20 protein-coding genes and 2 tRNA genes are annotated in these 26,136 nt (G+C 56.3%); 19 read left to right on the top strand and 3 right to left on the bottom strand.

Annotated elements, in window-relative coordinates; translation table 11 throughout:
* Positions 1–493: 493 nt before the first annotated feature.
* The 4 genes from MKL01_RS33070 to MKL01_RS33055 all read left to right on the top strand — a co-directional run bounded on the left by MKL01_RS33070 (position 494) and on the right by MKL01_RS33055 (position 4,086).
* Entirely contained in the window at positions 494–2,128 is a 1,635-nt protein-coding gene (locus MKL01_RS33070; RefSeq protein WP_243909396.1) for a heme biosynthesis protein HemY, read from the top strand.
* Positions 2,129–2,370: 242 nt separating this feature from the next.
* Positions 2,371–2,805: an NUDIX hydrolase gene (locus MKL01_RS33065; protein WP_243909395.1), complete on the top strand. Its 435-nt coding sequence runs from the start codon at positions 2,371–2,373 to the stop codon at positions 2,803–2,805.
* Between the two features lie 101 nt (positions 2,806–2,906).
* Positions 2,907–2,981 (top strand) — tRNA-Thr (locus tag MKL01_RS33060).
* A gap of 100 nt (positions 2,982–3,081) precedes the next feature.
* Entirely contained in the window at positions 3,082–4,086 is a 1,005-nt protein-coding gene (locus MKL01_RS33055) for an integrase (protein ID WP_243909394.1), read from the top strand.
* 263 nt (positions 4,087–4,349) lie between these two features.
* On the opposite strand, the gene MKL01_RS33050 is transcribed toward MKL01_RS33055, so the two are convergent.
* Complete coding sequence (locus tag MKL01_RS33050; RefSeq protein WP_243909393.1) at positions 4,350–4,586, bottom strand: hypothetical protein; 237 nt, start codon at positions 4,584–4,586, stop codon at positions 4,350–4,352.
* 947 nt (positions 4,587–5,533) lie between these two features.
* Here MKL01_RS33050 and MKL01_RS33045 point away from each other — a divergent pair.
* The gene (locus tag MKL01_RS33045; RefSeq protein ID WP_243909392.1) at positions 5,534–6,694 is read left to right on the top strand and encodes a DUF2235 domain-containing protein; all 1,161 of its coding nucleotides are present in this window, start codon (positions 5,534–5,536) and stop codon (positions 6,692–6,694) included.
* A gap of 223 nt (positions 6,695–6,917) precedes the next feature.
* Positions 6,918–7,955 (top strand): YihY/virulence factor BrkB family protein, encoded by a 1,038-nt coding sequence (locus MKL01_RS33040; protein ID WP_243909391.1) that lies wholly within the window; start codon positions 6,918–6,920, stop codon positions 7,953–7,955.
* Positions 7,956–8,416: 461 nt separating this feature from the next.
* Here MKL01_RS33040 and MKL01_RS33035 read toward each other — a convergent pair whose 3' ends face one another.
* Both MKL01_RS33035 and MKL01_RS33030 read right to left on the bottom strand, forming a co-directional pair.
* Positions 8,417–10,573: a phage/plasmid primase, P4 family gene (locus MKL01_RS33035; protein WP_243909390.1), complete on the bottom strand. Its 2,157-nt coding sequence runs from the start codon at positions 10,571–10,573 to the stop codon at positions 8,417–8,419.
* 1,139 nt (positions 10,574–11,712) lie between these two features.
* Positions 11,713–12,009 carry a helix-turn-helix domain-containing protein gene (locus MKL01_RS33030; RefSeq protein ID WP_243909389.1) on the bottom strand — a complete coding sequence of 99 codons (297 nt, stop codon included), beginning with the start codon at positions 12,007–12,009 and terminating at the stop codon, positions 11,713–11,715.
* 382 nt (positions 12,010–12,391) lie between these two features.
* Between MKL01_RS33030 and MKL01_RS33025 the strand changes: the two genes are divergently transcribed.
* The 13 genes from MKL01_RS33025 to MKL01_RS32965 all read left to right on the top strand — a co-directional run bounded on the left by MKL01_RS33025 (position 12,392) and on the right by MKL01_RS32965 (position 26,007).
* Entirely contained in the window at positions 12,392–12,955 is a 564-nt protein-coding gene (locus tag MKL01_RS33025) for a MucR family transcriptional regulator (protein WP_243909388.1), read from the top strand.
* Positions 12,956–13,851: 896 nt separating this feature from the next.
* On the top strand, positions 13,852–15,681 hold the full coding sequence (locus MKL01_RS33020; protein WP_243909387.1) for a carbamoyltransferase: 1,830 nt from the start codon (positions 13,852–13,854) through the stop codon (positions 15,679–15,681).
* Positions 15,668–16,036, top strand: coding sequence for a hypothetical protein (locus tag MKL01_RS33015; protein WP_243909386.1), 369 nt, complete (start codon positions 15,668–15,670; stop codon positions 16,034–16,036). Before MKL01_RS33020 ends, MKL01_RS33015 begins: the two co-directional genes overlap by 14 nt.
* Before the next feature lie 12 nt (positions 16,037–16,048).
* Positions 16,049–16,588 (top strand): hypothetical protein, encoded by a 540-nt coding sequence (locus MKL01_RS33010; protein ID WP_243909385.1) that lies wholly within the window; start codon positions 16,049–16,051, stop codon positions 16,586–16,588.
* 1 nt (position 16,589) lies between these two features.
* The gene (locus tag MKL01_RS33005) at positions 16,590–17,657 is read left to right on the top strand and encodes an SGNH/GDSL hydrolase family protein (RefSeq protein ID WP_243909384.1); all 1,068 of its coding nucleotides are present in this window, start codon (positions 16,590–16,592) and stop codon (positions 17,655–17,657) included.
* A gap of 887 nt (positions 17,658–18,544) precedes the next feature.
* Positions 18,545–18,766: a ComEA family DNA-binding protein gene (locus MKL01_RS33000; protein WP_243909383.1), complete on the top strand. Its 222-nt coding sequence runs from the start codon at positions 18,545–18,547 to the stop codon at positions 18,764–18,766.
* 1,029 nt (positions 18,767–19,795) lie between these two features.
* Positions 19,796–21,076, top strand: coding sequence for an MFS transporter (locus MKL01_RS32995; protein ID WP_243909382.1), 1,281 nt, complete (start codon positions 19,796–19,798; stop codon positions 21,074–21,076).
* 869 nt (positions 21,077–21,945) lie between these two features.
* On the top strand, positions 21,946–22,473 hold the full coding sequence (locus MKL01_RS32990) for an iron-containing redox enzyme family protein (RefSeq protein WP_243909381.1): 528 nt from the start codon (positions 21,946–21,948) through the stop codon (positions 22,471–22,473).
* Positions 22,470–23,030 (top strand): hypothetical protein, encoded by a 561-nt coding sequence (locus tag MKL01_RS32985; protein WP_243909380.1) that lies wholly within the window; start codon positions 22,470–22,472, stop codon positions 23,028–23,030. Before MKL01_RS32990 ends, MKL01_RS32985 begins: the two co-directional genes overlap by 4 nt.
* Positions 23,027–24,130: an ImmA/IrrE family metallo-endopeptidase gene (locus tag MKL01_RS32980; protein WP_243909379.1), complete on the top strand. Its 1,104-nt coding sequence runs from the start codon at positions 23,027–23,029 to the stop codon at positions 24,128–24,130. Before MKL01_RS32985 ends, MKL01_RS32980 begins: the two co-directional genes overlap by 4 nt.
* Before the next feature lie 84 nt (positions 24,131–24,214).
* Positions 24,215–24,613, top strand: a complete 399-nt coding sequence (locus MKL01_RS32975) for a hypothetical protein (protein ID WP_243909378.1) — start codon at positions 24,215–24,217, stop codon at positions 24,611–24,613.
* A 438-nt stretch (positions 24,614–25,051) separates the two neighbouring features.
* The gene (locus MKL01_RS32970) at positions 25,052–25,549 is read left to right on the top strand and encodes an MgtC/SapB family protein (protein ID WP_243909377.1); all 498 of its coding nucleotides are present in this window, start codon (positions 25,052–25,054) and stop codon (positions 25,547–25,549) included.
* 383 nt (positions 25,550–25,932) lie between these two features.
* Positions 25,933–26,007 (top strand) — tRNA-Thr (locus MKL01_RS32965).
* Positions 26,008–26,136 lie beyond the last annotated feature (129 nt).

Below are 26,136 nucleotides of genomic sequence, written 5' to 3'. Positions count from 1 at the left end.
GGCAGGCGCAGCGGGCCAAGAGCGCGTCCGAGACCGGCGATTTCCGCACCAAGCTCCTCAGCATGGCCGATGGCCTCGTGCAGGTGCGCAAGGCCGACGCGCCCGCGCCGGAGGCGTCCGAGGCTCCGGAGGGCAAGGTCCAGGCGGCCCTCGATCGCGGCGATCTTCCGGCGGCCGCGGCGGCCTTCGCGGCGCTGCCGGCCGAGGCGCGGGATCAGGCGGCCGATTTCGGTGCCCGGCTCCAGGCGCGGGCGGAGGCGGAAACCGCCGTCCGGACGCTGATCGACTCAGCCTTCAAGGCCCTGCCGGTCGGCGCCGCGGCGACCGCGCCGGCCCAGGGGGCGCCAGCCGCCCCCGCCGGGCATTAGGCCGGTGACGGCTCCGATCCGCGCACGGCGCGGCCGCGATCTCCCCGGGCGGACGCGCAGGCGCGCCGCCCCTCCCGCCCCCCGCGACGGTCGTTCGCCGGCCGCCGACAGGAGACACTGATCCCATGTGGCGCGCCCTCGCCTTCCTGGCCCTGCTCGCACTCGCCGCCTTCGGGGCGGTCTGGATCGCCGACAGGCCCGGCACCGTCACCGTCGTGTGGAACGGCTACCAGATCGGCACGAGCCTGGCGGTCGCCCTGGTCGGGGTGATCGCCGCCGCGATCGTCCTGGGCCTGCTCTGGGCGATCGTGCGCGGCGTGATCGGCCTGCCCGAGGCGCTGGTCCGGGGCTCCGCCGAGCGCCGCCGCGCCAAGGGTCTCTCGGCGCTCTCGCGCGGCATGGTGGCGGTGGGCTCGGGCGATCCCCTGGCGGCCCGGCGCTTCGCCGGCGATGCCGAGCGGCTCCTCGGCACCGAGCCGCTCACCCTCCTGCTCAAGGCCCAGGCGGCGCAGATCTCCGGCGACCGGGATGCCGCCGAGAGCGCCTTCCAGCGGATGGTCGACGACCCGGAGACGCGGGTGCTGGGCCTGCGCGGGCTGTTCGTCGAGGCCCGGCGCCGGGAGGACGACAGCGCCGCGCGCGCCTACGCCACGGAGGCCGCCCGCCTCGCCCCGAGCGTCACCTGGGCCAACGACGCGCTCCTGGAGGCGCAGAGCGCGGACGGCGACTGGGGCGCGGCCCTGGACACGATCGAGCGGCGCTCGTCGCTCGGCCTGATCGACAAGGCGAGCGCGCGGCGGCAGCGGGCCGTGCTGCTGACGGCGATCGCCGGCGAGCACGAGGCCGGGGAACCCGAACTCGCCACGGAGCGCGTGCTGCAGGCGGTCAAGCTCGCCCCCGACCTCGTCCCGGCCGCCTGCATCGCCGGCCGGCTTCTCGCCCGCCGGGGCGACCTGAAGAAGGCCGCCCGCATCGTGGAAGCGGCGTGGAAGGCCAATCCCCATCCCGACCTCGCCAAGGTCTATCTCGGCCTGCGCCCCGGCGACTCGGTCCGCGACCGCCTCGCCCGGGCCGAGACCCTCGCCAAGCTGTCCTCGTGGGATCCGGAATCCCGGCTCGCCGTGGGACAGGCCGCCCTCGACGCCCGGGATTACGGCCGGGCCCGGGAGGCCGTGAAGCCGCTGCTCTCCGATCGTCCGACCGTGCGGGCCTGCCTGATGATGGCGGCGATCGAGGAGGCCGAGCACGGCGCGGCGTCCGGTCAGGCCCGCGAGTGGCTCGCCCGCGCCGCCCGCGCCCCGCGCGATCCCCTGTGGATCGCCGATGGCATCGCCTCCGACACCTGGGCCCCGGTCTCGCCGGTCACCGGGCGCCTGGACGCCTTCGCGTGGCGCGAGCCGCCGAACACCCTGGCGCCCGCCGGACCCGCTTTGGATCCCGAGCCGGACGCCGCAGCGGTCGCCCTGGTCCCGGCCGGTCCGATGGGGGCCGCGCCGGCACCGGCCGCATCGACCTCCGCCGGGCCGAAGGCCGCGATGCCCTCGACCGCGCCTGCCGTGCCTGTACCATCCGCATCTGTTCCTGCCGCGCCCGCGCCCGCCATGCCCGCGCCTGCCGTGTCCGTGCCCGCCATGCCCGTTCCTTCCCTCGCCCCCGCGGCGCCGGCCGGAGCCAAGGTTGCCGGGACGGATCCCGTTTCGGCCGGGATGGCGGCGGCGGCGCCAGCGGCCGCCGGGCAGGCGGTGCGCAGGATCGGCTAGCCGGCCGCTCCGCAGCGCCCCTCCCCGGCGCTGCGGATGGATCTGCGGCGTCGCCGCTACGGCATCATCCCATATTCATGTCGCGCGCTGCGACGATCCGCATTTATTGGACGTTCGGTACTGTGTAGCGTGCGCGTGTCGTCGCCGACCGAGGATCCGATCATCCGACTCCCTGCTCACGTTCCGGCCATGCACGCGGCCCGCTCGGGTCCGGCGGGGATTCGGCGCCGCGCGGTGCGGCCGTGACGATCGTCGAGGAGGACAGCGAGCCGCGGCGGCAGGTCGGCGCCTTGCCGTTCCGGCACGGACGGGACGGCAAGCCCAAGATCCTGCTGGTGACGTCGCGGGAGAGCCGGCGCTGGGTGATTCCCAAGGGATGGCCGATGAAGGGCCGCAAGCCCTTCCAGGCCGCCGCCCGCGAGGCCTTCGAGGAGGCGGGCCTGCGCGGGGCCGTCGGCAAGCGACCGATCGGCCATTATCTCTATCAGAAGCGCCTGAAGAACCTCGACGCGGTCCTGTGCCAGGTGAAGGTGTTCCCGCTGAAGGTGCGCAAGCAGCTGAAGCATTTTCCGGAGGAGCACCAGCGCGAGCTGCGCTGGTTCACGCCCGCCGAGGCCGCCGAGGCGGTGTCCGAGCCGGGGCTCGCCGCCATCATCCGCGCCGCCTGCCGCACCTAAAGCGCGCGGTTGCGGAACGCGGCGTTGCCAAGGCGGCGGCGATCCGTTATGGCCCCACTCGACCGGTCGGACCGGCCCCCGCGGGGGCGTCCCGGTCACCTGCTGCGGTAGCTCAGTGGTAGAGCACTTCATTGGTAATGAAGAGGTCGAGAGTTCAATCCTCTCTCGCAGCACCATTTTATCAGGTATTACAATGGTTTAGCTGCCAATCTGTTCGCTGAGTAGCTTCGATAGTCTTCCTGTCACGTTCTGGTCACAGCGACAGGATGCAGCAAGATGGCTACGCTCAGGAAGCGAAACGATAAGTGGCAGGCTCAGGTAAGGCGCGTCGGCACTCCTCCAATCAGCAGGACGTTTACGCTCAAGGCTGACGCTCAGGCATGGGCTCGGCAAATGGAGCTACAGGCCGAGCGGGGTGACCTTCCAGCCAAGGTGACCTCGATACCACCCGTCACTTTGGGTGCGATCGTCGCCCGTTACCGGGATGAGGTCACCCCTCGTAAGCGTAGCGGTAAGAACGAGGCGATCGTCCTCACCGCCTTTCTGCGTCACCAACTCGCTACAGTTCAACTCGACAGCCTCACCGCTGAGCGGTTTGCCGCCTACCGGGATGAACGGCTGGGTAAAGTGAAGGCAGGATCGGTCAGGCGAGAGCTAGCCGTCCTACGTCACTGCCTGGAGATAGCCATCGGTGAATGGGGGATCAACCTCCCGAACAACCCGATCAAGCTAGTCAAGCTTCCCAACGAAGCGAAGCCTCGCGACAGACGGCTCTTGGCTGGAGATAGTGAACGAATCAGCGAAGCCCTGAATTCCCCGTCGGCTTGGTATCTACGGCCATTCATTACCCTTGCCGTTGAGACAGGGATGCGGAGGGGTGAGCTTCTCTCCGTCGTATGGAAGGACGTAGAACTGACGACCCGGACAATGAGGGTGAGCAGGACGAAGAACGGCCATCCTCGCACAGTCCCGCTTTCCCCTGTGGCGGTTGAGACGCTAACCGGCATGGAGCGAACCGGTGATCGGATTTTTCCTGTGACAGCCAACGCGGTCAGGCTGGCTTGGCAACGTGCAAGGAAGAGGGCTGGGCTTTCAGGGCTACGCTTCCACGATCTGAGGCATGAGGCTGTATCGCGGCTTTTTGAAGCAGGCTTGAGTGTGCCTGAGGTTGCCATGGTGAGCGGGCACAGGACTCCAGCCATGCTCTTCCGCTACACCCATCCCAGGGCTGAGGCGGTGGCTATGAAGTTGGCACAAGCTCGCATCGCCGGGGACAACTAGAAGGTCTGAGCCAGGCAGCGCACAATCTGGGTTGAGGGTCTAGCCTCACTGAAGGGTGTTCGGCAGCCGACCTGGTAGTTGAGCCAGTGAACCTTCGCCGAGCTTCGCCGTTGAATCACCAAGGCAAGGCGTTGATCGCTTCACCGTTATTGTCCGGCTCGGCAGTGTAGGGGTTAGCTTTGCTCGCCTACGCCGCCGAGCCTTTTCTATTTCGCGCGACCGACATCCCTTCAGGGGCGCTCGGAAAAGCTCGATCAGAACGCCTAAGACCAGCTTGTCTCGTCGCTGTCGGACACCGCTTCGAAGGCGCCGATGCTTGCTAGGATTTCAAGCTGTCGGATACGGTGATTGCGAGCCGTTGCTCGAAAGAGAACGGCTTCGGCTAGATGTCTCTGGGCCACAAGCTCGAATGCGATCGCTGCGGCTTCGGTGGCGAGAAGGGCGTGCGCTTCCGCCCTTTGCATCAAAATCGAAAGTTGATCGGGCACGAACAGGTTCATGAGCCGGCCCTCGGAGGTCAGCACATAAACACTCGAAACCTGAAAGCGTTCGATCCTACTTGGACTACTGAACTCGTCTCGAGTTCAAACCAGCGCCTTCTGCACGATCATGGCTTCATAGTTTTCAGCTTGAAGACGGGTTAGGCCGGTGACCAGAGCGTGACTGTCTCGATAGACGGTCCAAGTGCCATCCTGCGTTGGCAGTATCCGAATCATGGTTGCCTCCGTAGCCAAACTACGTAAGAGCTTAACCATTCATTAGGTTTTGGCAACGGTCGGTCACTGGAATCGGTGAAGCCTGGTGATTGTTGAGGGCGCGGTCGTGGGATCTGTATCGTGACCAACTTCCCGGTGACCGGGTCGAGGATCGTCAAAGCGATACCCCAGCGATCCGATGGTTTCGGGCCGCGCGCTGGCTTGCGCGGGCATTGTGGAGACGTCGCATGCGCTCCTGGTGAACCTCATCCTCGTGCTGAGAATGGACTGGCTTGGCGATGAGTGAAGAAGCCGCGGAGCTGGTCTCGCGGGTTGCGATCACCTGTTTCATGGCCTGCCCCTATGTTTCTACGTAGGTAGCAAGCTTAACCATTCGTTAACTAATTGCAACCCAGGGGCGAAAAGACGCTGATTTGCCTGGTAATCGGATTCGGCCGATCGAGTGCAATGGCGCCCGTGCGCTATGTGGAGACGGGATGGCTTGAACCAAAACCTCTGATAGGGAAGCTCACGAAGCCGGTCAGCCCAAGCTGAGCAATACAAGCGAAGCGGGAGCCAGTGAGAAATTTTTTCGCCACCTATGCCTTTATTCAATGGTCAACGATTGCTTGTTCCTTCCGCTTGCTTAGCATGCATTGAATTCGCCGCTGCCGCGTGTCGTAGGGCGATGGTAAAGTCTTCGAAGCTAATTTTTTGATAGTCGTCCAGTAAGGAAGTCGCGGGAGGCTCCGATGAAACGGCTTGTCGTCTGCTGTGACGGAACTTGGAATAATGACGACCTCCAGACTGAGGACACCAATGTAGCGCGCATGGCTCGGGCTGTTCATGGATCAGAAGCTACGGGCGGCGTGCTGCAAATCGTGCTTTATATACGTGGTGTTGGCACCACTGGTCTGAAACTCGAGACCTTCGTCGAGGGCGCGACCGGCCTTGGTATCGACGACAACATTCGGTCGGCCTACCAGTTCATAGCGCAGAACTACATTCCGGGAGATGAAATTTTCCTCTTCGGCTTTTCCCGCGGAGCGTTCACAGCACGAAGTCTATCTGGCCTTATTTCGGCCTGCAGCATCTTGAAACGGCAGTCGCTCGGCTCCCTACCGGACGCCTGGGCTTATTACCGCACCGACAGACCGCATTCACCCGTGCTTTTTACAAAGTGGCTCGCTGACGAGGGAAAGGATCCTGCTGAGTTCCATCTCGATGTCACGATCAAATTTCTCGGCGTTTGGGACACTGTCGGCAGTCTCGGTATACCTGGCAGTCTTCTCACGGATTCGAACAAGAAAAAATTTGCCTTCCACGATACGAGTCCGTCCCCCATCGTGAAGACGGCCGTGCACGCCATGGCGGTAGATGAGCACCGCCATAACTTTACTCCCACTTACTGGACAGGCGTCGCGCCGGCAGGTGTCACCATCAAGCAAGTCTGGTTTGCGGGTGCCCATGCAGACGTTGGCGGAGGCTATAAGAACAGAACGCTTGCGGACATTCCTCTCGTGTTCATCGCCAGGCAAGCGGAAGCTGTTGGGTTGGCTCTCGATTGGAGTTGTCTACCGACATCCCCCCTGGACGTCACCGCCCCATCGCACAACTCGTCGTCCGGCTTGTTCGCCCTGGATCACTTCCGGCCAACTCTGAGAGAGATTAGCGGTCGCAAGTGCGATGTCGCCCTCAACGAGAGCCTGTTTGTTCCCGTCGATGAGAATGGCGAGCCTATCCAAACGATCAATGAGATGGTGCATAGGAGCGTCATTGAACGCTATGGCAAGCCGGCGCAGCTATGCGCGAATGACGAACAAGGCTTATGCAGGCTGGAGCCTTACCTGCCCAAGACCCTGAAACCCTTCATCGGTCCGAACGGCTTTTCCGGGTTACCGGTCGTCGATTGACAGTTAGGTGGTGCCCGGCCCTACGTGCGAGACAGAAGCTGTTGGGACGCCTACGATCAATTTATGACTTGGAACTGACCGTCGGCCGTTCGTGGTCACCCTGGCCCGTCAAGGCTCTCTGCTCTGTGAACTCCCGAAGGAGGGCACCTGACGAGTTCGCTAGCCCATCGACCAGAACGACAATAGGCTGACCGGAGTCCGGTCTCTCGGTGTGAGCTACCTCATGAGCCCAGACGAGGCAGACGGGGACGATTGGCGGTCGGTGAGCACCCGTGCTCCCGACAAGGAAACGATTAGGATCGCACAGGAACGGGCTCGCGAGCCTGGCCATGGCCGATCTGCGGCGAAGCCAACGGAGATACCTGCGCTTGGGTGGCGAGACATTCTTATGCGTGTCTTCTGGGCCGTTCCCCAGGATCGTGTCCTGTCCACGGCTGGTGGCGTAGCCTTCTTTACCCTCCTATCCACGTTCCCCGGTATCGCGACGATCGTGTCGCTCTACAGCTTGTTCGCCAATCCGGAGGTCATCGGTCAGCACTTAAGCGTGCTTCAAGGTGTCCTGCCGAGCGGTGTTATCGACCTCTTTGCAGACCAACTCCGACACGTTGCCAAGCAGGGTGCAGGGACCCTCAGCACAGCCTCATTGATAAGCTTCTTGATCGCGTTCTGGAGCGCCAATTCGGGCGTCAACGCCCTCTTTGATGCGCTGAACGTCATCTACAAAGAACGTGAGAAACGCTCCCTGATCCGTCTCTACCTTACGACGTTTCTCTTCACGCTCAGCGGAGCCCTTGTGACCGTCGCGGCCATCGCCATGGTCGTAGGATTGCCCATCGTTCTGAGCCAGATCGGATTGGCGGCGCGAACGGACACGTTGCTCCGGATCATACGCTGGCCTGCCTTGCTCATCCTCGTGAGCCTCGGCCTTTCGTTGGTATACCGTTACGGCCCGAGCCGTCGGACTGCCAAATGGAGATGGGTTAGCTGGGGCAGCGCCGTTGCAGCTGTGGGCTGGGTCGGAACCTCGGTGGCGTTCTCGCTCTATGTGGCGACATTCGATAGCTACAACCGGATCTACGGATCGCTTGGAGCCGGCATCGGATTCATGACGTGGATTTGGCTCTCAATTGTGATCGTGCTTCTCGGAGCTGAATTGAACTCCGAGATGGAACGACAGACAGCGAGAGACAGCACGGTTGGCCGACCAAAGCCGTTGGGATCTCGGAAGGCATTCGCTGCGGATACGGTCGGGCCGCCGTAGGGTCAATCCGTGACATTCTCCTTTCGCTCGTCGCTCAAGTGGACACAGGTGAATTCGGCACAAGATTGTCCGGTCGATCATTCATCTCAGGCGCAATCTGCCGTAAATCGCGATTTTGAGCGGGTATGTATGTTATAGCGGCCGGTATGTCCGACGACGGACCTCAGCCCTATGCCGTCTGTGGTGAGCGTGCACTGTCGTTTGCTCCCTGCTTTTTCGAGGGGGGGGGTGTAGGGGTGGATGGTCTTGACCAAAGCATCAGAATTACAAAGGAAGGTATTTAAACATAATTAATAAATTTTACATTCAAAAAATTAGGAGTAGACCTTACATCCTTACACCACCCCTTCGGAAAGGAAGCAGGAGGGCTGAAACAAGCTTTTACCTCCATGATGAGGTGATAACGTCTTTACGAAGATCGAGTGATGTCCCGACATGAATGCCGAGACATCTGGAATTGGTCAGACTTCCTTCAACCGGATACCTTGGCGATTGTTACCTGATTTGGTTCGCTTTACCTTGAAATTGAGTCGCTGTAAGCCTTTACCGAACTCACTTGTCACGAGTGGCTCGATGCCTTCGTTCCGACACCAAGTCACATAAGCACCGTGAAGTAATCCGACAGCAGTCGATGCATCTTGATCGTTTGTATCACAACAGACTTCGATAAACTGACCCACTGTGTCGTTTTCAAAACGAATTGCGTTCTTAAGATCTACTACCACTTGTGGTGGATCAAGATTATTCATTCGAATGTACTCTTGAAAACCCTTAAGCATCCAGTTCAAAATACCAGGTCGTTCGCTGTCTAGAATTCTCGGAAGGTCAGGTATTCGCATTTCCTGAGTGATAGTGATGTTAAACGGAATAAATTGAAGCCTTCTCCAGATCGCATCATCCGTGCTATCCGTTTTTGGAAATCTATTTGTGAAAAACCATAGCTTGAAGATTGGATTTATAGTCCGCGGGTCTTTGTAGAGTGAGCGAACGGAAATAGGATCTCCGCCCGTCGTCCTCTTGATTTTTGCTCCAGCGAGGAAATGTTCGGACTCACCTTCCTGTGTGAATACATATCTATACCCCTCTAAAGCCGCGAGATCATCAGTTTTGAAGCTCCCAAGTTTGTCTTTGACCAGGGTTTGGATCGGTGCCGGGCATGCATAATCCCCCATGACTTTTGATGCGATATTCTCAAGAGTGCTTTTGCCGTTAGATCCGCTTCCTATGCAGACAAACATGCACTGTTCGCTCGTTGAAGCTGATAGGGTATAACCCCACGCTCGCTGAACAAAACCGATGAGGGACGCATCTTCGCCAAAACTTACAGAGACAAACCTCTCGAACGCAGGACAAAGCGCGGCCGGATCGAAATGGGTGCCTAATTTGCGAGTGATGATATCCTGAGTGTCAACCAGCGTGCCTTTCATCAGGTCCAACACACCATTCGCGCATCCAACAAGCGTAGGATTTAGGTCGAATAAGTTGCTTGAAACCGCGAGGAATGTTTTAGCCTCTCTAAGTATAGCATTTATGCGTTGCGATGACATCATCCTCCTGATGGAATTCGTTTCGTCTTCGCATGATGAATGTGCATATTTTTGATCTAGATAATTATGAACGTTGCCTCGCGTTCTCGGCTCGCTTATAGGAGTGTAGACTCCATCTTTGCGCTCATAGAAAGTATCGTTCGTATCGCAATAGATCAGACTTCCGTGAAGTGATTTCGCGAAGTCGCGCCCATATTCGAGATCAGTAGTGGCAATCTCTTGGTTGCAACGCTTTGCAACAGCTTCGCCCTTGGACTTTCGATTACGTTTCATACCCATCCATTTGTAGATTTGATTTCCGATTACATCCCCCAAAATCCCGCGCAAAGAATCCATTCCGTCGACGGTTTTCCCATTCGTGTGACGTCGATAGGTGTCTTCTACCGCTCGATTGCGATCGGCGCCTTCTTCGTCGCTCGCTTCAACAACTATTACGTCGATTATTTTCAAGCATATCTCTTTGGGGATTCCGTTGGCGGCACAAGCACCCGCAAATGCGAGGGTCTTGAAGTGCCGTGAGCCCTTTTCCCAGTCTTCGGCAAGTAGAAAAGTCGTGGCTACGAATCCACCTTGACGACGAAGATGCTCAAAAGCAATCGTTGTGGGATTGCCGTTTTTCCCTTCGACGAATTCGATCAGTTCGCCATTTTCATTTGTAGAACCCACGCATCGGGTCTGTTCTCCCTCCCCTCTCAGTTCGATAATCGATCTTTGTTTGACGGGATGAACGAATTTTGCACCTTTACAGACTTCGCCCTCCCGGCACCTGTATATAAGGTGGCTAGCAGGTTTGCCAGGTCGGCCAAACACAAAATCAGTTGTGGGAAGTATTCTATGGGCGATGGTAATTGCTCCTAGTTGGTCAATGTCGACGTCTACGGCGCCACCTGACGGCTGTCCAAGCAGTAATCCGGCATTTAGATCGGGATTTTTCGTATATTTGTCGAATAGTTCTTTGCGATCCAAGTGACGCCTTTGCCAGTCATGCTCCAGCGGTATCTTGCTGCGTGGCCTAAGAGGCACGATCTGAAAACCTCGGTCGGTGAGATCGAGAACCAAGTCAGCGATCATTCTAAAACTCCGCAGTCGTTTGATCTAGGAATAGTTGGGCTTCATTTTTTCTTGTAACTGAATCGTGCAGAGACAGTCGACTGGCGAAAGCCAGCTCGATGCTGCTCTATGTTCCATTGCTTAAAGCTACGGCGAACCCGCGCCGTCTGACAGGCGTCGATATAGTGTGTGTCAGAATTTGCGTCAATATCGCCGGCCAAAATTATTAGCGGCTTTGGCCCCCACCGCGTAGGTTTACTTCAGACAATGATATGATGTTTGTATGTTTGGGCCTAAAGCACGGTTTGTTGTCAAAACGTCAAATCTCATGCTTTCCGTCGAAAAAATGCCTTTGACTGCAATCTCGCAAATCCTACGAGATCGTTCGATCCGACTGTTTCACCTAAATTTCAAACAATCATCCCTTTAAGCACAGCTCTGCTGTCTCTCACATACACCGGTCTTCGGCAGGGAAGTTCGAATCCCGGATCGGCTTGACAGCCGTTTCCTGCCCGGCCTTCTGCCGGGATCGGTCTTTCATCCATAGCGAAGCAGTTCGATGTCCAGCGCACTTCTCTGACATCGGCGAACCTTCGCCTTAAGGTGAACACACCGCTCATGACGGCGAAGCCACGTCAAACGTGTTGGGTTCGGTCCAGCATCGCCCAAGCGACATCAACGAGCAAGCGTTGGTCAGTCCAACCGCCATCCAAACAGGGCGTCGGGCCTGGCTCGCAGGTCCTCGCTACCCCATCATCTTCGATCGCTTCCACGGCAACAGTAAGCGGGATCTAAGTCACGTCGTAGATCGTCTGATTCATGTCGCCACGTCAGTCTGGTTTGAATTCTAACCGAGCGAATCCTTCTAGACTATAACGATCTATGATACGATTGGCGAGATCATCATCCTCATAATCATAGAAACTTATGTTACGCAGATCACGTCGTATCTCATTGTATATTAGCTGGCACAGCCTCAAATGTGGTGCGGCTTTCCAAGCTTGTGTTAGGACCGCCAGAACCTCGTCTTGGAATTTTTCGTCGCGCATGGGTGAGTCCTAATCAGTCCAGGAGACCTGATCTGAGATTCTATCACGACCCGCTGCGCGATCGAAACAGTCTCGGCATCTGTAGTCTCCGCAGGTGCTACCTCGAAGGTTTCAGCTTCGCTCCAGCATCGCCTTGGCGATAGCGACCAGCAAGCTTTGGTCAGGGACTGACAGCCGTCCAAAGAGTGCATTGAGTTGCGCCCGTTCGTCCTGGCTAGCTCCGTCATCTCCGATCGCCTGAACGACAGCAGTAAGGGGGACTTTCGTCACGTCGCAGATCGCTTGCAGTGTGTCGAGCGCAGGAAGGGAAAGCCCCCTCTCTACATTGCTCACGGCTTCCTTCGTGCGATCGATGCGTTCGGCCAATTGACTTTGCGTGAGACCCGAAGCTTCACGTGCACTCTTCACCCTTAGTCCGACGATACGGCTCAGCTCTCTTCCCATCCTACCAAGCTCGACCTTCCCTCAGTTCGGAAGCGAAGTTTAGTTCACCAGATGGTGGTTTGCACGAAGTCCGACTCCGTTTTATGGCGCTGAGTGACCTCCCAACGCCTCAGGCGTCTGGCACATGTGACGTTACCTATTGATGTGGGGGCTCCGGTGCGAACGGGGAATCGCGGCTGCCGTGGGCTTCGCGCACTCGTGTTTGACCACCCACATGCTGCTGTGGGGAAGAAGTTAAATTTAAAATCTGTAGATATCTTTCATGATCGACGTCTTTTTGAGCACGTGCACTTGACTACCCTCCGAAGTCGTCGCGTTCGTCGCACACGCATTTAAGGAGGTTCAAATGGACGCCAACACAACTCTTTCAGCATCAGGGCGGCCCGATTTCATCGACCTAACCGCCGATATCGTTGCCGCCTACGTTGCGAACAACTCTGTCCCGGTGGTCGAACTGCCAACGCTGGTATCCGGCGTTCACGCCGCACTCGCTGGGCTGGGTGGCGCCACTGCTTCGCCTGAGCCTAAGGCGAATAGGCCGACACCATCACAGATCCGCAAGTCGGTCACCCCAGACGCGCTGATCAGCTTTCTCGACGGCAAGCCGTATAAGACGCTGAAGCGGCACTTGAATGGCGCGGGGTTGACGGTTGAGCAGTATCGCGAGCGCTTCGGTCTGCCAAGGGACTACCCCATGACGGCGGCCAGCTACTCGGCCATGCGCTCCGAATTCGCCAGGAGCAATCGGCTTGGCCATCAGCGTCGAACCGCCGCAGCGAAGACGGCAAACACCGCTGAAGTGGTGACGGAGGCTCCGAAGGCCCGCGGCCGGAAGAAGGCCAACGAGCCCGCTGCGAAACCATCCAAGGGCAAAAAGCCCCGGAAGGCTAGTTCTTCCGGAGCAAAATGAATCGATCGAGCGATTTTAGACCCAAAAGGAAATTTGCCCGCCCCGGCTTAGGTCGTGGCGGGCTTTTCGCGTCCCGCCTGTGCCGCAGACAGGTCTTACTCGAATCGTGCTCCCCGAAACCACAGCCAATTTCGAGGCGGTAGGGCGGTTCCAAGCAGTCTCGGAATGGCTTTAGTAACGGCTAGATCGCATCCGTCACGCTAAGTAATTGAAGAACATCGGAAAAGTCGGTGGGCACCGCGATCGTCATATCGCGGCTATCCGCCAAAGGACCGGCTCTTCGTCGACGCATTTAAGACGGACTGCCTGAGCCACGGCCACCGCGAGCCGTTACGAGATACAACGGTCAAATCAAATTGGTATTTGAGGGCGAAACCCTCAGCCTGCGTCGCACGAGCTACGATGCCAACCTTCCCGATGGTCTCGCGCATCGTGGTCACGATTAGCTCGGGATCAGGGTTTTTAGGGTCCGACCGAGGTCCCCAACTTTGAAGTCGAATAAACTAGCCCGTTCCCGGTTGACAACGAGGTAGCGCGGCAACTCGATACGCTACTGCAAACGCCGGCAGATGATACCAATGAGGTGCGACACTTCGACTGCATCTCCACGGTCTTAACTTACGTCAGCGACGCATTGCGGGCTAAGTGCATCAGTGACGCAAGCTTCAATTGATTTTGTGGCGACAATGCGCAAGACGACTCGCCAAATCACTCGAATATCAATAATTCGGATGTTGGATACACCCCGTGTATCTGGCAGCAGAGGTTTTATATTGCGTGGCGACAGGAATGCAAGCTTGAGCAACATTATTGATCTAATTCAAAGATTTGTAGACCATTCGGCATAAAGCAAGCATAACTTTTCTTCCATAGAGTGATCAGGGAAGGAATCGATTTTGACCGTTACGGTTCTTGGTATATCTGCTTACTATCACGACTCCGCGGCGGCGCTTGTCCGCGATGGAGAGATTATAGCCGCGGCTCAGGAAGAAAGATTCTCACGAAAGAAGCACGATCCGCGCTTTCCGCACCGAGCTATCGATTTTTGTTTGAGCGAAGCTTTCATTGATCCATCCGAATTAGATGGCGTTGTATTCTACGATAACTCAATGCATACGCTGGACCGCGCCGTAAAAAGCGCTGCAACGGTCGCGCCAGCTGGGCGGGATCAGTTTGTCGCTGCAATGCGCGCCCTGCTTGGCCCGAAGGCGAGGCTTGCGTTGGATTTAGAGTCGGCCCTTGGCGAGCTTCCACGTCTGCTCGGCACCCAACATCACTTGGCTCACGCAGCAAGTAGTTACTTTCCGTCTCCATTTGGAGAGGCGGGAATTCTGACTATCGATGGTGTTGGCGAATGGGCTACATGCACACTCGGTGTAGGAAAAGGCGTAGACATCGATTTGTTGCAAGAGTTACGTTATCCGCATTCGCTCGGATTACTCTACAGCGCCTTCACCTATCACTGTGGTTTCAAAGTGAATTCTGGCGAATACAAGTTGATGGGACTAGCGCCATACGGTGAGCCCCGCTTCGCCAAAACGATCCGGGATAAACTCGTCGACATTCGCGATGATGGATCATTTATTCTGAATACAGACGCATTAGGGTATGTCGACTCTGGGCTCATGACCAATGAGCGATTTGAAAGCCTTTTCGGCGGTCCTGCCCGAAAGCCAGAAGCGTTGATAACCCGCCGGGAAATGGATCTTGCGGCGTCCATTCAACACATTGCAGAAGAAATTGTCCTCAAACTCGTCAAGCACGTCAAATCTATTACACGATCAAATAACTTGACCATGGCGGGTGGCGTCGCGCTGAATTGCGTTGCAAATGGCCGAGTTTGGCGAGAAGCAGGACTGGATGGTCTTTATATCCAACCGGCCGCTGGTGATGCCGGTGGAGCACTCGGCGCGGCTTTGCTTGCTTCACATAAGTTGTTCGGTGTTCCGCGAACATCTAGCAGCATTCGCAATGCACTCAAGGGAAGTTTGCTCGGTCCCGCGTTCTCGCCTCCCGAAATCGCTGCGTTTGTTGACCGCACTGATGCGCCGAATCACCTTGTAGCCGACAAGGATGAGCGCGCGAGCATCGTTGCCGACGCACTTGCTAGTGGCAAGATCGTGGGGCTGTTCAACGGCCGAATGGAGTTCGGACCGAGAGCACTCGGAGCACGGTCAATTTTGGGCGACCCACGCGATGCCGATATGCAGAGCCGAATGAACATAAAGATCAAATTCAGAGAAAGTTTCAGACCGTTCGCGCCCGCTGTGCTCGCAGAACACGCAGCGGAGTATTTCGAGTTGGAGGGCGAAAGTCCTTACATGTTGCTTGTAGCACCAGTCCGAGCGGAGCGTCGGCGACCGCTTCAGCAAGAATTGGACGATGACGACAACATGCTGACGATCGTAAACCGGGTGCGGAGCGATATTCCTGCTGTGACTCACGTCGATTACACTGCACGTGTTCAAACAGTGGGTGAGGAGGCAAATCCTGAATTCCGCCGCATCCTTAGAGCTTTTCACAAAAAGACCAATTGTCCGGTCTTGATAAATACATCATTCAACGTGCGAGGCGAGCCAATAGTTTGCACTCCACAGGATGCTTTCCGTTGTTTCATGCGCACGGACATAGACTTACTTGTCATGGAGGACAGGTTACTCTGGAAGGCCGAACAGCCGGAACTGACCGAAGATAGTGAATGGCAGACCCAATATGAACTCGATTGAGACTAGCTTATCCGAGCGGCTCACTATTGAGCTTTTCGACGAATGCATCATACCATTGACAGCAGGCCGAAACGAAAATGATGTGTCTGCCCTTTTCTCTGCCTGTGATGGGGTAAGCTCTGCTTCGTATTTTCTTAAGCCGGACACGCCTGCAATGGAAGCTGCCGATTTTGACAAATTTGGTTTTGGATCCGCTGAACAGATAATTGAAGCTCTTGCCAGTTACTGGAAAAGTTCCGGGCAGGATGAGTTTTGTTCTTTGATCCCTACGATGAAGAAGATTGCTTCCGCGCTTCAAAAAGAAGACGTCGAGACTGACGGTGCAGTTAGCGTATTTTGCTACGCAATGTTTTAGCGGGGGTTTACCGTGTTGTTTCGCGACGAAATTGAAACCGATATTATAAATTGGATTCGCGAGTTCATTGTAGTTCCAAACGAGTTCTACGATGGCAAGTTCGCTCCATGTCCGTATGCTCAAGCAGCGATGTCCGCACGAGCTGTCGATGTAGCTGTGTGGGAGGCGGGCGATCCGCGCCTCTTCATCCGCGAAAAGGCGTCGACGATGCGCCAAGCGCCCAAGATTCAAACCAGGGTTATCGTTTTTCCTCCGCGAATACAGTGGTCGCTTGGCGTTAGCGAATACATCGATACTTTGAACACAGAATTAATTGCCGAGGATCTGTTTCTAAACACAGGTGTAGCGAAGACGACCAAAAGCTTGTATCCGGGATCTGGGAACAAGCCATATTTCATTGTTGTAGTGAATAGCTTAAATGCGGTTCTTCGTGGTGCGAAGTCGTTGCAAAAAACAAACTTCTATGACAAATGGCCGGCTTCACATTTAAAGATCGTCGTCGAACGCCGGGCGAATTTAGCAGCACGTTACGGTAAATCGAAGGACATATGACGTGACACGCACGTTGATGAGGTATGACTCGGAAGTCGGCGCCCTTTACACTCCGAACCTTAAACTTCGCGTGGCCGGAGAAAAAGGTGGTTATCTGGTTCGCACCAACGAAGCGGGGTTTCGATCCGAGCGGGAGTTTACAGATAGGCGAAACTCTGGATGGTTTAGGGCGGTCATGTTTGGCGACTCGCAGACCGCGGGAGACGGTGTGCCAAATACCCAAAGGTTCAGTGATCGACTCGAACAGAAAGTTCCTGGACTTGAAGTTTTTAATTATGGCATTAGCGGAACGGGGCCGGATCAGCAATTTCTAGCTTATAGGCGCTTTTGTAATGTAGAACATGATTTGTTAATCTTGGTGGTATACGTTGAGAACGTTCGCCGTGTTTGCAAAAGAGTGATCAAAGCTCGCGATCCTAACGGGAAAACTATCTTCTATTCAAAGCCTTATTTTGAACTTGTGAAAGGCAAGCTTGAACCGCGGAATATTCCGGTTCCAAAGCAAATTTGGTCTGAGGTATCGCTTCCAAATGAACTCAAGCCTCATGTTTACTCATATAATGAAACCAACATATTCCAGCAAATTACCGGAACTAAAGTTTCCGCGCCGCGGTTACCGAAGATTTTAGCGCCCCTAAGAAGCGTTTTAAAGGCCGGTATCTTACGCTTTCCCGGTTTTCGGATGCTGCCAGAATACAACACTAGCACGACGTCTGGTTGGGTCCTTCTTCGAACGATACTGGAGGACTGGATCCGGTCCAGTTCCTGCCCAGTATTAGTCGTTACAATCCCGCACTGCGTCACCTTCCTTTCCTCGCGAAATCCCACTCGATATCGGGTGCGTTTCAATGAGCTGGCGAGAGATACCAACTGCCATCACTATGATTTTCTGCCAGATCTGCTCAAAATTCCGCCAGATGATCGTCGAACGCTATGGCTGGACTGGTCCGGCCATCTTTCCACAGCAGGACACGAAATGCTAGCAGAGGTGCTTAAACCGGTGATCCAGAGAATAATGCATCGTGTTCACCTTGCGGTAAACAATGATCACGTTGGCACTGGCCGTTAGTTTGTTGCTTTTATAATCAGTCGCTATAGGTCCAGTCAGAAATTAAATCGAGTTTTGGCCATTGTAATTTCTAACGCAGATTGCTTGTAGCTAGAGGCGCTGTGCTCAAGCGGCGATTGCTTACGGCGGGAATGTCGAGCCCTCACTGTGTGTTGCCTGGGTCGTCCTTACGGCGGTTCGTTGTTTCTTTATGGCGAGGAATTCGGAATCTTGCAGCTGTGTGGTCTCCTTCCGCGAAGCCGTTTGGTTTGGCGGGGCTCCGGCATTTTGCGCTGATCTGACGGCCGGCGTTTCTGAGAAAGCTCTGGTTAGCTGTTCCTTCGTCAGGAACCGCTGGAATGAACCTTGAGCGTCAGAGTCGGATGGCTTCCAGCGTTACGAATGCTGTCTGAGAACGTTGGATCTCCGGGACACATCCCCGGTTTTGCCCGACCTCAACACTGCGGCCTTTACACTCCTTTCGGAACAGATTGCCTCGAAGACGCCATGGCGTTGCGGCACTTGTGTTCCCAGCCCAGTAGGGAGGGGAAATGATTCGATCCACGCTTGCAGTCAGTGCCGGATTAGCGGTGGTCTCGGTCGTGCTGGCTACGCTCTGGATCTCGCATGGCCCCCGGCCTCAGGCCGGCCAGAACAAGCAGTCGCCACCCGTCGTGCCGATCTCACAACAGCGGACTACGGGTTCATCTGGGCAGACAGTCCGCGCCATCGCTACCGCGCCGGCCAACGGGTCGGCCCTCGGCAGCCTCCCTTCCCAGCAAGCCAGAAGCGCTGCAGATCCGGCTCCCTTAGCTGTGATCCCGACCGCCGACTCTCCCCCCACTCAGCCAGGAAACCCCAGTTCGCCCACCAGGCTTGCTGACGTCGCACCCGCCTCAGGCTTGAGAATGGACACCACGGCGAACAGCGCCAATGAACCGGCAGCGACGGGTGGAAGCGTCGACCTGAACTCAGCCTCGGTCGAGCAACTGAACGCCCTTGGAGCCGGAATGATCGGGAAGCGCATCATCGAGTTCCGTCCATACGCCTCCGTCGACGATTTGGTCACGAGACGCGTTTTGAAGCGTTCTGACGTCGAGACGATCAAGGGCGCGGTCACTGTTCGCTAGACCGACGGAAGGGCTTGGAAGGCGATCCCCGATCAACCGATACCTGCATCAGGCTCTCCATGTGGGCGGCAACGGCCCGCAGCCCAGAACGTCAGCAGTGAACAGGCGTCAACCGACGGCGTTGATCCGGAGGTCGCTCGCCAGAAGCGATTGAGGAACGCCTGAGGAGCCTGTCATGCGGAACACCGCTTTGATCGCGGCAGCGAGCTTGCTGTCGATGGGAACTGTCAGCTTAGCCGCCGAGAACTCTGGAGCCACTGGCGCGTCCGGAAACACGCCCCGTATGCAGGGTTCGCCCAACGCTGCTGGCTTTGGAAAGGCCGAAACCACAGGCACTGCCAGCTCTCAAACGCCTGACGCGACGGCCAGCCAAGATGGCCGCATGAAAGGCCCTCCGAACGCGGCTGGGTTTAAGCAAGACAATGCCGGAGCAGGAACCAACAAGAGTGGCTCTGCGTCCGGTCGTTAAGCTTGTATGGCGGGGTTGCAAATCAATGGCAGCCCTGCCGTTCCGGTCTGATCCTATGCGATGATCGAACCGTAGTGCGGACTGCGCTACCCAATCGTCGGCCTCACCGTTGTGGTCTTTAGTGCCAAACAGCGGCGCTCTTAATACTTCAACCGTTCATGCGTCCGTTGTCCTCTTGTTGGTTATCCCCGCGGTTGACCATTTAAATTTAGTGACAACCCCAATGCGCCTCGTGATGTAAGCTTTGCAGCAGCGAAGCTTCGATTTTTAGTGACTTCGATTAAAGTTAGGCGCACTCTCATCAAAAGAACGGGAGGTAGCCATGAGCCTGATAACACCGGGTCGCAATCCATTTTTCAATGAAACTAAAGGCACTCTTATCGCGAGTGCTGTAATCTTGACAGTCCTGGGATGCTTACTTCTAGGTTTGTTGTGATAGGTCTGGCATAGACCGCGGCCATCTCTGCGCGCCAGAACAACGATCTATAAGAATTGTCGGGAGTGAATGCGTCAAGGCTGAAATCGAGAACGTCACTATTCGCAAAGTGATGTGGCGGCTGATGCCGTTTCTCTTTGTATGCTATTTTGTCGCTTATCTCGATCGCGTTAATGTTGGATTTGCAAAGCTGCAAATGAATTCAGCCCTAGGTATGTCGGAGGCCGCATATGGCTTCGGCGCAGGGCTATTCTTTCTCTCTTACTTCCTGCTCGAAGTTCCCTCCAACCTCGCCTTAGATCGTTTTGGTGCGCGACTGTGGATCGCCCGCATAATGCTTAGCTGGGGCGTGATCTCCGGCTTGTTTGCATTCATACGTCCGATCTCTTCGGCGACGGGAATTTCGAACGAGTGGGTGTTCTTCAGTCTTCGTTTCCTGCTCGGTATCGCTGAAGCAGGCTTCTTTCCCGGGATCATCTTCTACCTGACCCTATGGTTCCCGTCGGTCTACCGCGCCCGTGTCGTTGCCCTTTTCATGCTGGCCATTCCCTTCTCTTCGATCCTCGGCGCCCCGGTCTCGGGGGCGCTTCTGAATCTCACCGGCGGCGGTCTCGACGGCTGGCAGTGGCTCTTCATTCTGGAAGCGGTGCCTTCGATCGCGATGGCTATCGGCGTCATCCTCTATCTCACCGATCGGCCAGCCATGGCGACGTGGCTTGCCGACGATGAAAAGAGCTGGCTTGAGGGACGCCTCGCAACTGAGCAGGAACAGAAGACCAAGGATGGGCACGTCAGCATCACCAGGGTTATGTCTGACCCACGGGTGCTCGCCTGCTCCTTCGTCTACTTCTGCCTGAACGCAGCGAGCTATGGGGTGGCGTTCTTCCTGCCCACCATCGTGAAGGGCTTCGGCGTCAGCAACTTCCAGACTGGCCTGCTATCCGCCTTGCCATTCGTGTTCGGCGCGGTAGGCATGATCCTGCTGGGCCGCAACTCCGATCGCACTCTGAAGCGCCGAGAGCACGTCTGCCTCGCGATGATGCTCGCCGCAGTCGGTGTTGCCGGTGCCGCACTCGTCTCCGAACCAGTCCTGGTGCTTGGTTTGCTCTGCCTCAGCCAGATCGGAGTCTCAGCCACACCACCGCTTCTATGGCCCATCCCCAGCGCCTTTTTGACGGGGACCTCGGCTGCAGCGGGCATCGCTGCGATCAACGCGATCGGGAACCTGTCCGGTTTCGCTGGACCCTACGTCATGGGCTACCTCAAAGACGCGACGGGTAACTTCTCCGCTGGCCTGCTCGTCTTAGCTGGCTGCACCTTTGCGGGCGGCATTGTGGCAATGACGTTGAGAGTGAGCAGGCATTTGGAGGCCGTTGAACCGGCCCGCTTGGCTCCGGCAGAGTGAGTTTTGGTTGTGGGCAGTTCGCAAAGCCTCGCGCTCGGTGTGCAGTCCAGCTCCCGCTACAGGTGAGCAAGCTTCCCTCCTGCGTCCGCCACGTTCCATGGCCGACCTCATCCCCTTCCACTCTACCTGTCACAAGCGCCGTCGTTGCGGCCGTTGATATGGTCCCATGCACGGCGGCAGCCTGTGAGATCCCACCAATCACGGAATACAGGATGCTGGAGGACACGGTCGCCTCGCCTTGGGCGACATTCATCTCCAGGCTCAGAGTGCCCGGGCATGCCCCACTCATCGTGGTCGCCTCGATGGTCCAGCGTCCGTCATATTTGGCAGGAACGGACACCGGATTGCCTGCCCAGGCCAGCGGAGCGCCAGTGACCAACACCAGGACTGCCGCGGAAAACGCTGTTCGACGCATCATGTGAACCGCTGTTGGACCGTCCCTACAACAAACCTTCGTGGCGCCAGGTTCGGGACAAGGCTGCTGTCCGTCGCGGCTAGTAGATTCTCGCCGACCAAGCCCGCATATCTGGATCGAGACACTGCCCGGCGGAGCGCATCTCTACCGGAGGGTTTGCACCGCGAAGCGTGCAGAGGATGGCGGACATGCCGCACCCTGCAACATCGACGTGAAATTCGGCCTAGACAACCTAAAAGCGATTTGCCAGCATGAAGGTTGCATAACATAGGTGGACGCCTTGGCTCGGATAACTCGAGATGACATCCTCGCCTTATATGAACTATTTCCATTCGAGCGACATCCGCTATGGACTTCGATTATTGGCGGCCAGTTAAGCTTAAAGCAGGTCTTGTTGGCGGAGGAGCAGCACTACCTACGCTCTAACATTGGCCGACATTTCCGGAGGCGGGCGATGGAAGAGGCCAGAGAGATTTCACACCGCGCTTATCTTCTTCTTTCTGAAACTTATAAAGAAGAGTGCACCGATGATGAAAGTGGGCCAAGTCACGTAGATCTAATCAAGCGGCTTCTTGTTCGGGGCGGCGTCGATCCAACAACTCTCGATCAAACGCCGATGACGCCTGGCAACAGCGCCGCCATCGCCCTTTACAAAGAAATCGGCGATAGAGGACCTCTTTACCACATGATTGGCGCCGGCGCTGTAGAGTATTATTACAGCGAGCTGAGCCCAAAAATTTTCGAGGCGTATACGACTATTTACGGTATGGATAGCGATCAGGCTGAAACTTATCAGCTTCATGGACCGATGGACAAGGAGCACGCCGAACGTGCCTTGAGTCTTGTCGACGATCCATTAGTATATAATGACGCAGGCGAGGTGTTAAGGGCGGTTCGAGACGCGTTCGTTGCGACAAGCCTTCATTATGACGGGATGTTGCAGGCAGCCACCGGAACCATACAATATTGGAGTGGGCGTTGAAGGGCTATATTTATCGGCTATACGGCGGTTCAGACCCTGCAAAAGGATGGATATTTAACGACCCAATCTTCGGCAGCCCACCAACATTGGGTGCATGTGTTCCGAATTTACGGCGTGCTGTAGAACTTGGAGACTGGGTTTATTGTATAAGCGGCCGCGTTGCCACGCATCAACCATATGTCGTGGGCGGATTTCAAGTTGAACAGAAAATATCTGCGCTACAAGCATACGAACGCTTTCCTCAATACCGACTGGATCGGTCCGAAAATGGACAGAACGTCGGGAACGTGATTGTGGACGAGGCGGGCAATCATCATCAACTCGATAAACATGATAACTTCGAAGGACGTGTTGAAAATTACCTGGTGGGCGGAGAGTCATTTTTCGTCTCTGAGCCAGCTCAGATCGAGCGCGCCAGAAGCGAGACTGTCCCAGTGCTATCCAAGATTTTTCAAAAGGCGGCCAATCGGTCGTTCGACATCGTTCCTCGATGGAGACGAATGGAAGAAGCTCAGATCAATGAGATGAACGTTTGGCTTCGGTCATTGACGCGATGACAACTGCACTGCAAGATTATTTTGAAAGCATAGGGATCTCTCGAGAAGCTCTGTCGCGGACAGGCATTAACTCAGTGCGTCTAGACGAACTTTTGACTGGTTCCGATCCTACAATCGATGAAATACGTGCAATTAGCAGAGAATTGGGGATATCCTCCCGGCACCTTATTTCACGTCGTCAGAAATTGAACCTTGATAGATTGAAACGCCGACAAAACTATAGCGTGGACGATTTTAGAGCTTTCACAGAAACGGCAGATATCGCCGACCGGGCGCATGAGTTAAGTCGACACCTTCCCGAAAGGATAGATCTAAAATACACAGTTGCCCTTGAAGAGGATGCTAGGGATTTTGAGCGCGCTGAGCAACTTGCTCACTTCGGGCGACAGGTAGTTCTCAAAGTCTCGGAGCTTGATCCTCTCTTAAATCTTGATCGGCTTTTAATAAAATCGACCAGTGTTTATATGATAGTAGATCAATTCAGGGCCGTTGAAGGTGCGACGTTATCAGCAAATGGACGGCAATTCATATTCTTAGCCGAACGTCCAGATCCAAGGATGCGTTTTACTCTTGCGCATGAATTCGCGCACTACCTTGTTGATGTATTGGAGGACAACCAGGGCTGGTTTGATGAGGATGTCAATCGTCCCCATCCAGAGGAGCGCAAAGCCGAACGATTTGCAAATGCCTTTGCCGCGGCGCTGCTTATGCCTGCGATTGCCATTGGGCGTGCGCTCGCTGTGTTTAGACGCCGCTATAATGTGAAGGGCGATACGATAAGCGATGTCGAGCTTGTCTTTTTAGCCCGCATGTTCGGCGTGAACTTTCAGGTAGCAGCACGACGATGTGAGGACCTAAAGCTAATGCCGCGTGGCGGCGGCCAGTCGCTCTATTCAAACGTTATAAAGAAATACAAGTCACCCGAACGGCTGGCTGATAGCTTCGGCCTGCCGCCCAGGATTGTCTATGATTGGTCATCCTGGGGACATTTCCTGGCTGACCGAATTCGCCCGGCCGTCATGGACGCAGATATTTCGCTCGGGCGTCTTTCCGAACTGGTCGGACTTCCTATTGATGCTCTCCAGGAAAAGCTCTTGTAGATGCTCACTTGTGTCGATTCGTGTTGCTTGATGAACTTGCTAAATGGTGGCGTAGTCGAGCTTATTGTTCGCGCGAGATCCCGTGTGCTGCAATATCAGGGACTTGTCGAAGACGAAATTCTCTCGCATCGGGATTTGTTGGCGGATTTAACAGGCAGAGGATTAATCATTCATATATCTGGGGCGGAAGTGTTTGCCTCTGAGGTCGGTGCAATCGCTGACAAATACAATGTTGGTTTAGGTGAGGCTGAATGTATCGCGATCGGACTTAAAAGCGGCTGCGCAGTTGCGTCTGATGATAGGAAAGCAAGAATTGCCGCAGAGACTGAATTGGGCAGATCCCGAATCATAGGCTCAATTGGACTTTTAGCTGAATCTGTCGCGGCAGGTGTTATCCTGCCGGCAGATGCGTATACTTCTTATAGTATTATGAAGGCTAAAGGCGCTCACTTGCCTCGCCTCTCGGAAGACTACTTTGTTTAAGTGATGAATGGATTTGTGTGTCCGAGTTCCTTGCAAGAGCCGGGGAGCCTGCGTCAAGAAAGCCAAGTTCGGTCATCGCCCGTTCGAAACCGCGACACCCTTAGCCGAACGTCTGAACCTACCCCTCAGAGCCGACTATGGCGTCTCACAGGAACGTGAATTGGTCGACGGGATCCGGAAGCTCACCAGGGGTCGTGATCGTCTTTTTGGGAGCACTAGGCCATCGTCACGGACCTGATCCCAGCCTTGAAGGGTGATCAAATCATCCCCGGCGTTCCGACCAGATGGGATGGCGACCGATTCGACGTGGTGCTCCGGTTCGATAGGGCTGTGCCGGACGCCCCTTGGTCGTTCCGGCAACTATCCCCACGTCTTATGAGCGGCGACAGTGATGCGCCATTTTCCGAGCTTGAGGGATAAGCCGCTGACCGGCGACCGATGATTACCTCATCCGATCTGTGCCTCCGTCTTGGGGCTTCTGTGGCCGCCGGCATGGTGGTTGGCATCAATCGAGAGATGCATGCCAAGCCGGTCGGTGTTCGCACGCTTGGGTTGGTCGGTCTTGGGTCCGCTCTCGTGACGATGGCGGGTTCGGGATTTTCGGCTGAAGGTGTCGATGCCAATGCCAGCCGCGCCATTCAGGGTATCGTTACGGGCATCGGTTTCCTGGGCGCGGGCGTCATCGTCAAAGGCGGCAGCAAGTTTCACGTCCACGGTATGACCACAGCCGCTGCCATCTGGGTAACGGCCGCGCTTGGGATCTCTTGTGGAGTTGGCGCTTATCTACCTGTCGCGGTCGGCGTGGTCCTGTTGCTTCTCCTACTCGGAATCGGTGGTCGTCTCGATCGGATCATCGACGCACGCGGGATGAGGAAGCACGGCAAGGACACCGAGAAAGCCGAAGCATCAGGGCAAGGAAGCGTCGCACCGGATTAGTCCGTGATGATCCTCCGAAGCGTTCAATCACGATCTACTGCGGCTTCCGTCTTGGAGCTTGAGGAATACGAGCAGGTATCTGGAAAACGAACCGCTACGGTTTCCGCCGGGCATGGCTCATTTCCTGATGCTCAGGCTCAACCGCGCTTCCATAGCGGCTCTGTCGGTGGGTGTGCCTCTCCGCGCGTCCTATTTGTGACGGTTTCGCTGTCACAATGGTGTCACACCCGGGCCGAGTCCCAATAGCCCGACTTACCCTCTTGCCAAAGCAGGCGGATTTATGTAGGCACACGGTGTAACAGGTTGAAATATTGAGGTTATCGCAGTTTTACCCCCCCACTCGACCGGTCGGACCGGCCCCCGCGGGGGCGTCCCGGTCACCTGCTGCGGTAGCTCAGTGGTAGAGCACTTCATTGGTAATGAAGAGGTCGAGAGTTCAATCCTCTCTCGCAGCACCATAAAAATTCTTGTCCGCGCAAGACCTCGTGGCATCCTCGGGACTCAGAGCCGCGGCCTTTCGCGGAGCGGTTTGACCGCGACACGTCCACGGCGCGGCGCGCCACCTCTGCAAATCCCGTGTCCAAACG

This window comes from Methylobacterium sp. J-070 (assembly GCF_022829385.1).
Classification (GTDB): domain Bacteria; phylum Pseudomonadota; class Alphaproteobacteria; order Rhizobiales; family Beijerinckiaceae; genus Methylobacterium.
Note: the sequence above shows the minus strand (reverse complement) of the source record. Positions and strands in the feature narration are given on the sequence as shown.

Coding starts and splice junctions, on each gene's coding strand:
- MKL01_RS32970 (WP_243909377.1), top strand. CDS start 25,052: ATGATTACCTCATCCGATCTGTGCCTCCGTCTTGGGGCTTCTGTGGCC.
- MKL01_RS32990 (WP_243909381.1), top strand. CDS start 21,946: ATGGAAGAGGCCAGAGAGATTTCACACCGCGCTTATCTTCTTCTTTCT.
- MKL01_RS33015 (WP_243909386.1), top strand. CDS start 15,668: ATGAACTCGATTGAGACTAGCTTATCCGAGCGGCTCACTATTGAGCTT.
- MKL01_RS33045 (WP_243909392.1), top strand. CDS start 5,534: ATGAAACGGCTTGTCGTCTGCTGTGACGGAACTTGGAATAATGACGAC.
- MKL01_RS33055 (WP_243909394.1), top strand. CDS start 3,082: ATGGCTACGCTCAGGAAGCGAAACGATAAGTGGCAGGCTCAGGTAAGG.
- MKL01_RS33050 (WP_243909393.1), bottom strand. CDS start 4,586: ATGAACCTGTTCGTGCCCGATCAACTTTCGATTTTGATGCAAAGGGCG.
- MKL01_RS33040 (WP_243909391.1), top strand. CDS start 6,918: ATGAGCCCAGACGAGGCAGACGGGGACGATTGGCGGTCGGTGAGCACC.
- MKL01_RS33000 (WP_243909383.1), top strand. CDS start 18,545: ATGGACACCACGGCGAACAGCGCCAATGAACCGGCAGCGACGGGTGGA.
- MKL01_RS33070 (WP_243909396.1), top strand. CDS start 494: ATGTGGCGCGCCCTCGCCTTCCTGGCCCTGCTCGCACTCGCCGCCTTC.
- MKL01_RS33035 (WP_243909390.1), bottom strand. CDS start 10,573: ATGATCGCTGACTTGGTTCTCGATCTCACCGACCGAGGTTTTCAGATC.
- MKL01_RS32995 (WP_243909382.1), top strand. CDS start 19,796: ATGCCGTTTCTCTTTGTATGCTATTTTGTCGCTTATCTCGATCGCGTT.
- MKL01_RS33025 (WP_243909388.1), top strand. CDS start 12,392: ATGGACGCCAACACAACTCTTTCAGCATCAGGGCGGCCCGATTTCATC.
- MKL01_RS32980 (WP_243909379.1), top strand. CDS start 23,027: ATGACAACTGCACTGCAAGATTATTTTGAAAGCATAGGGATCTCTCGA.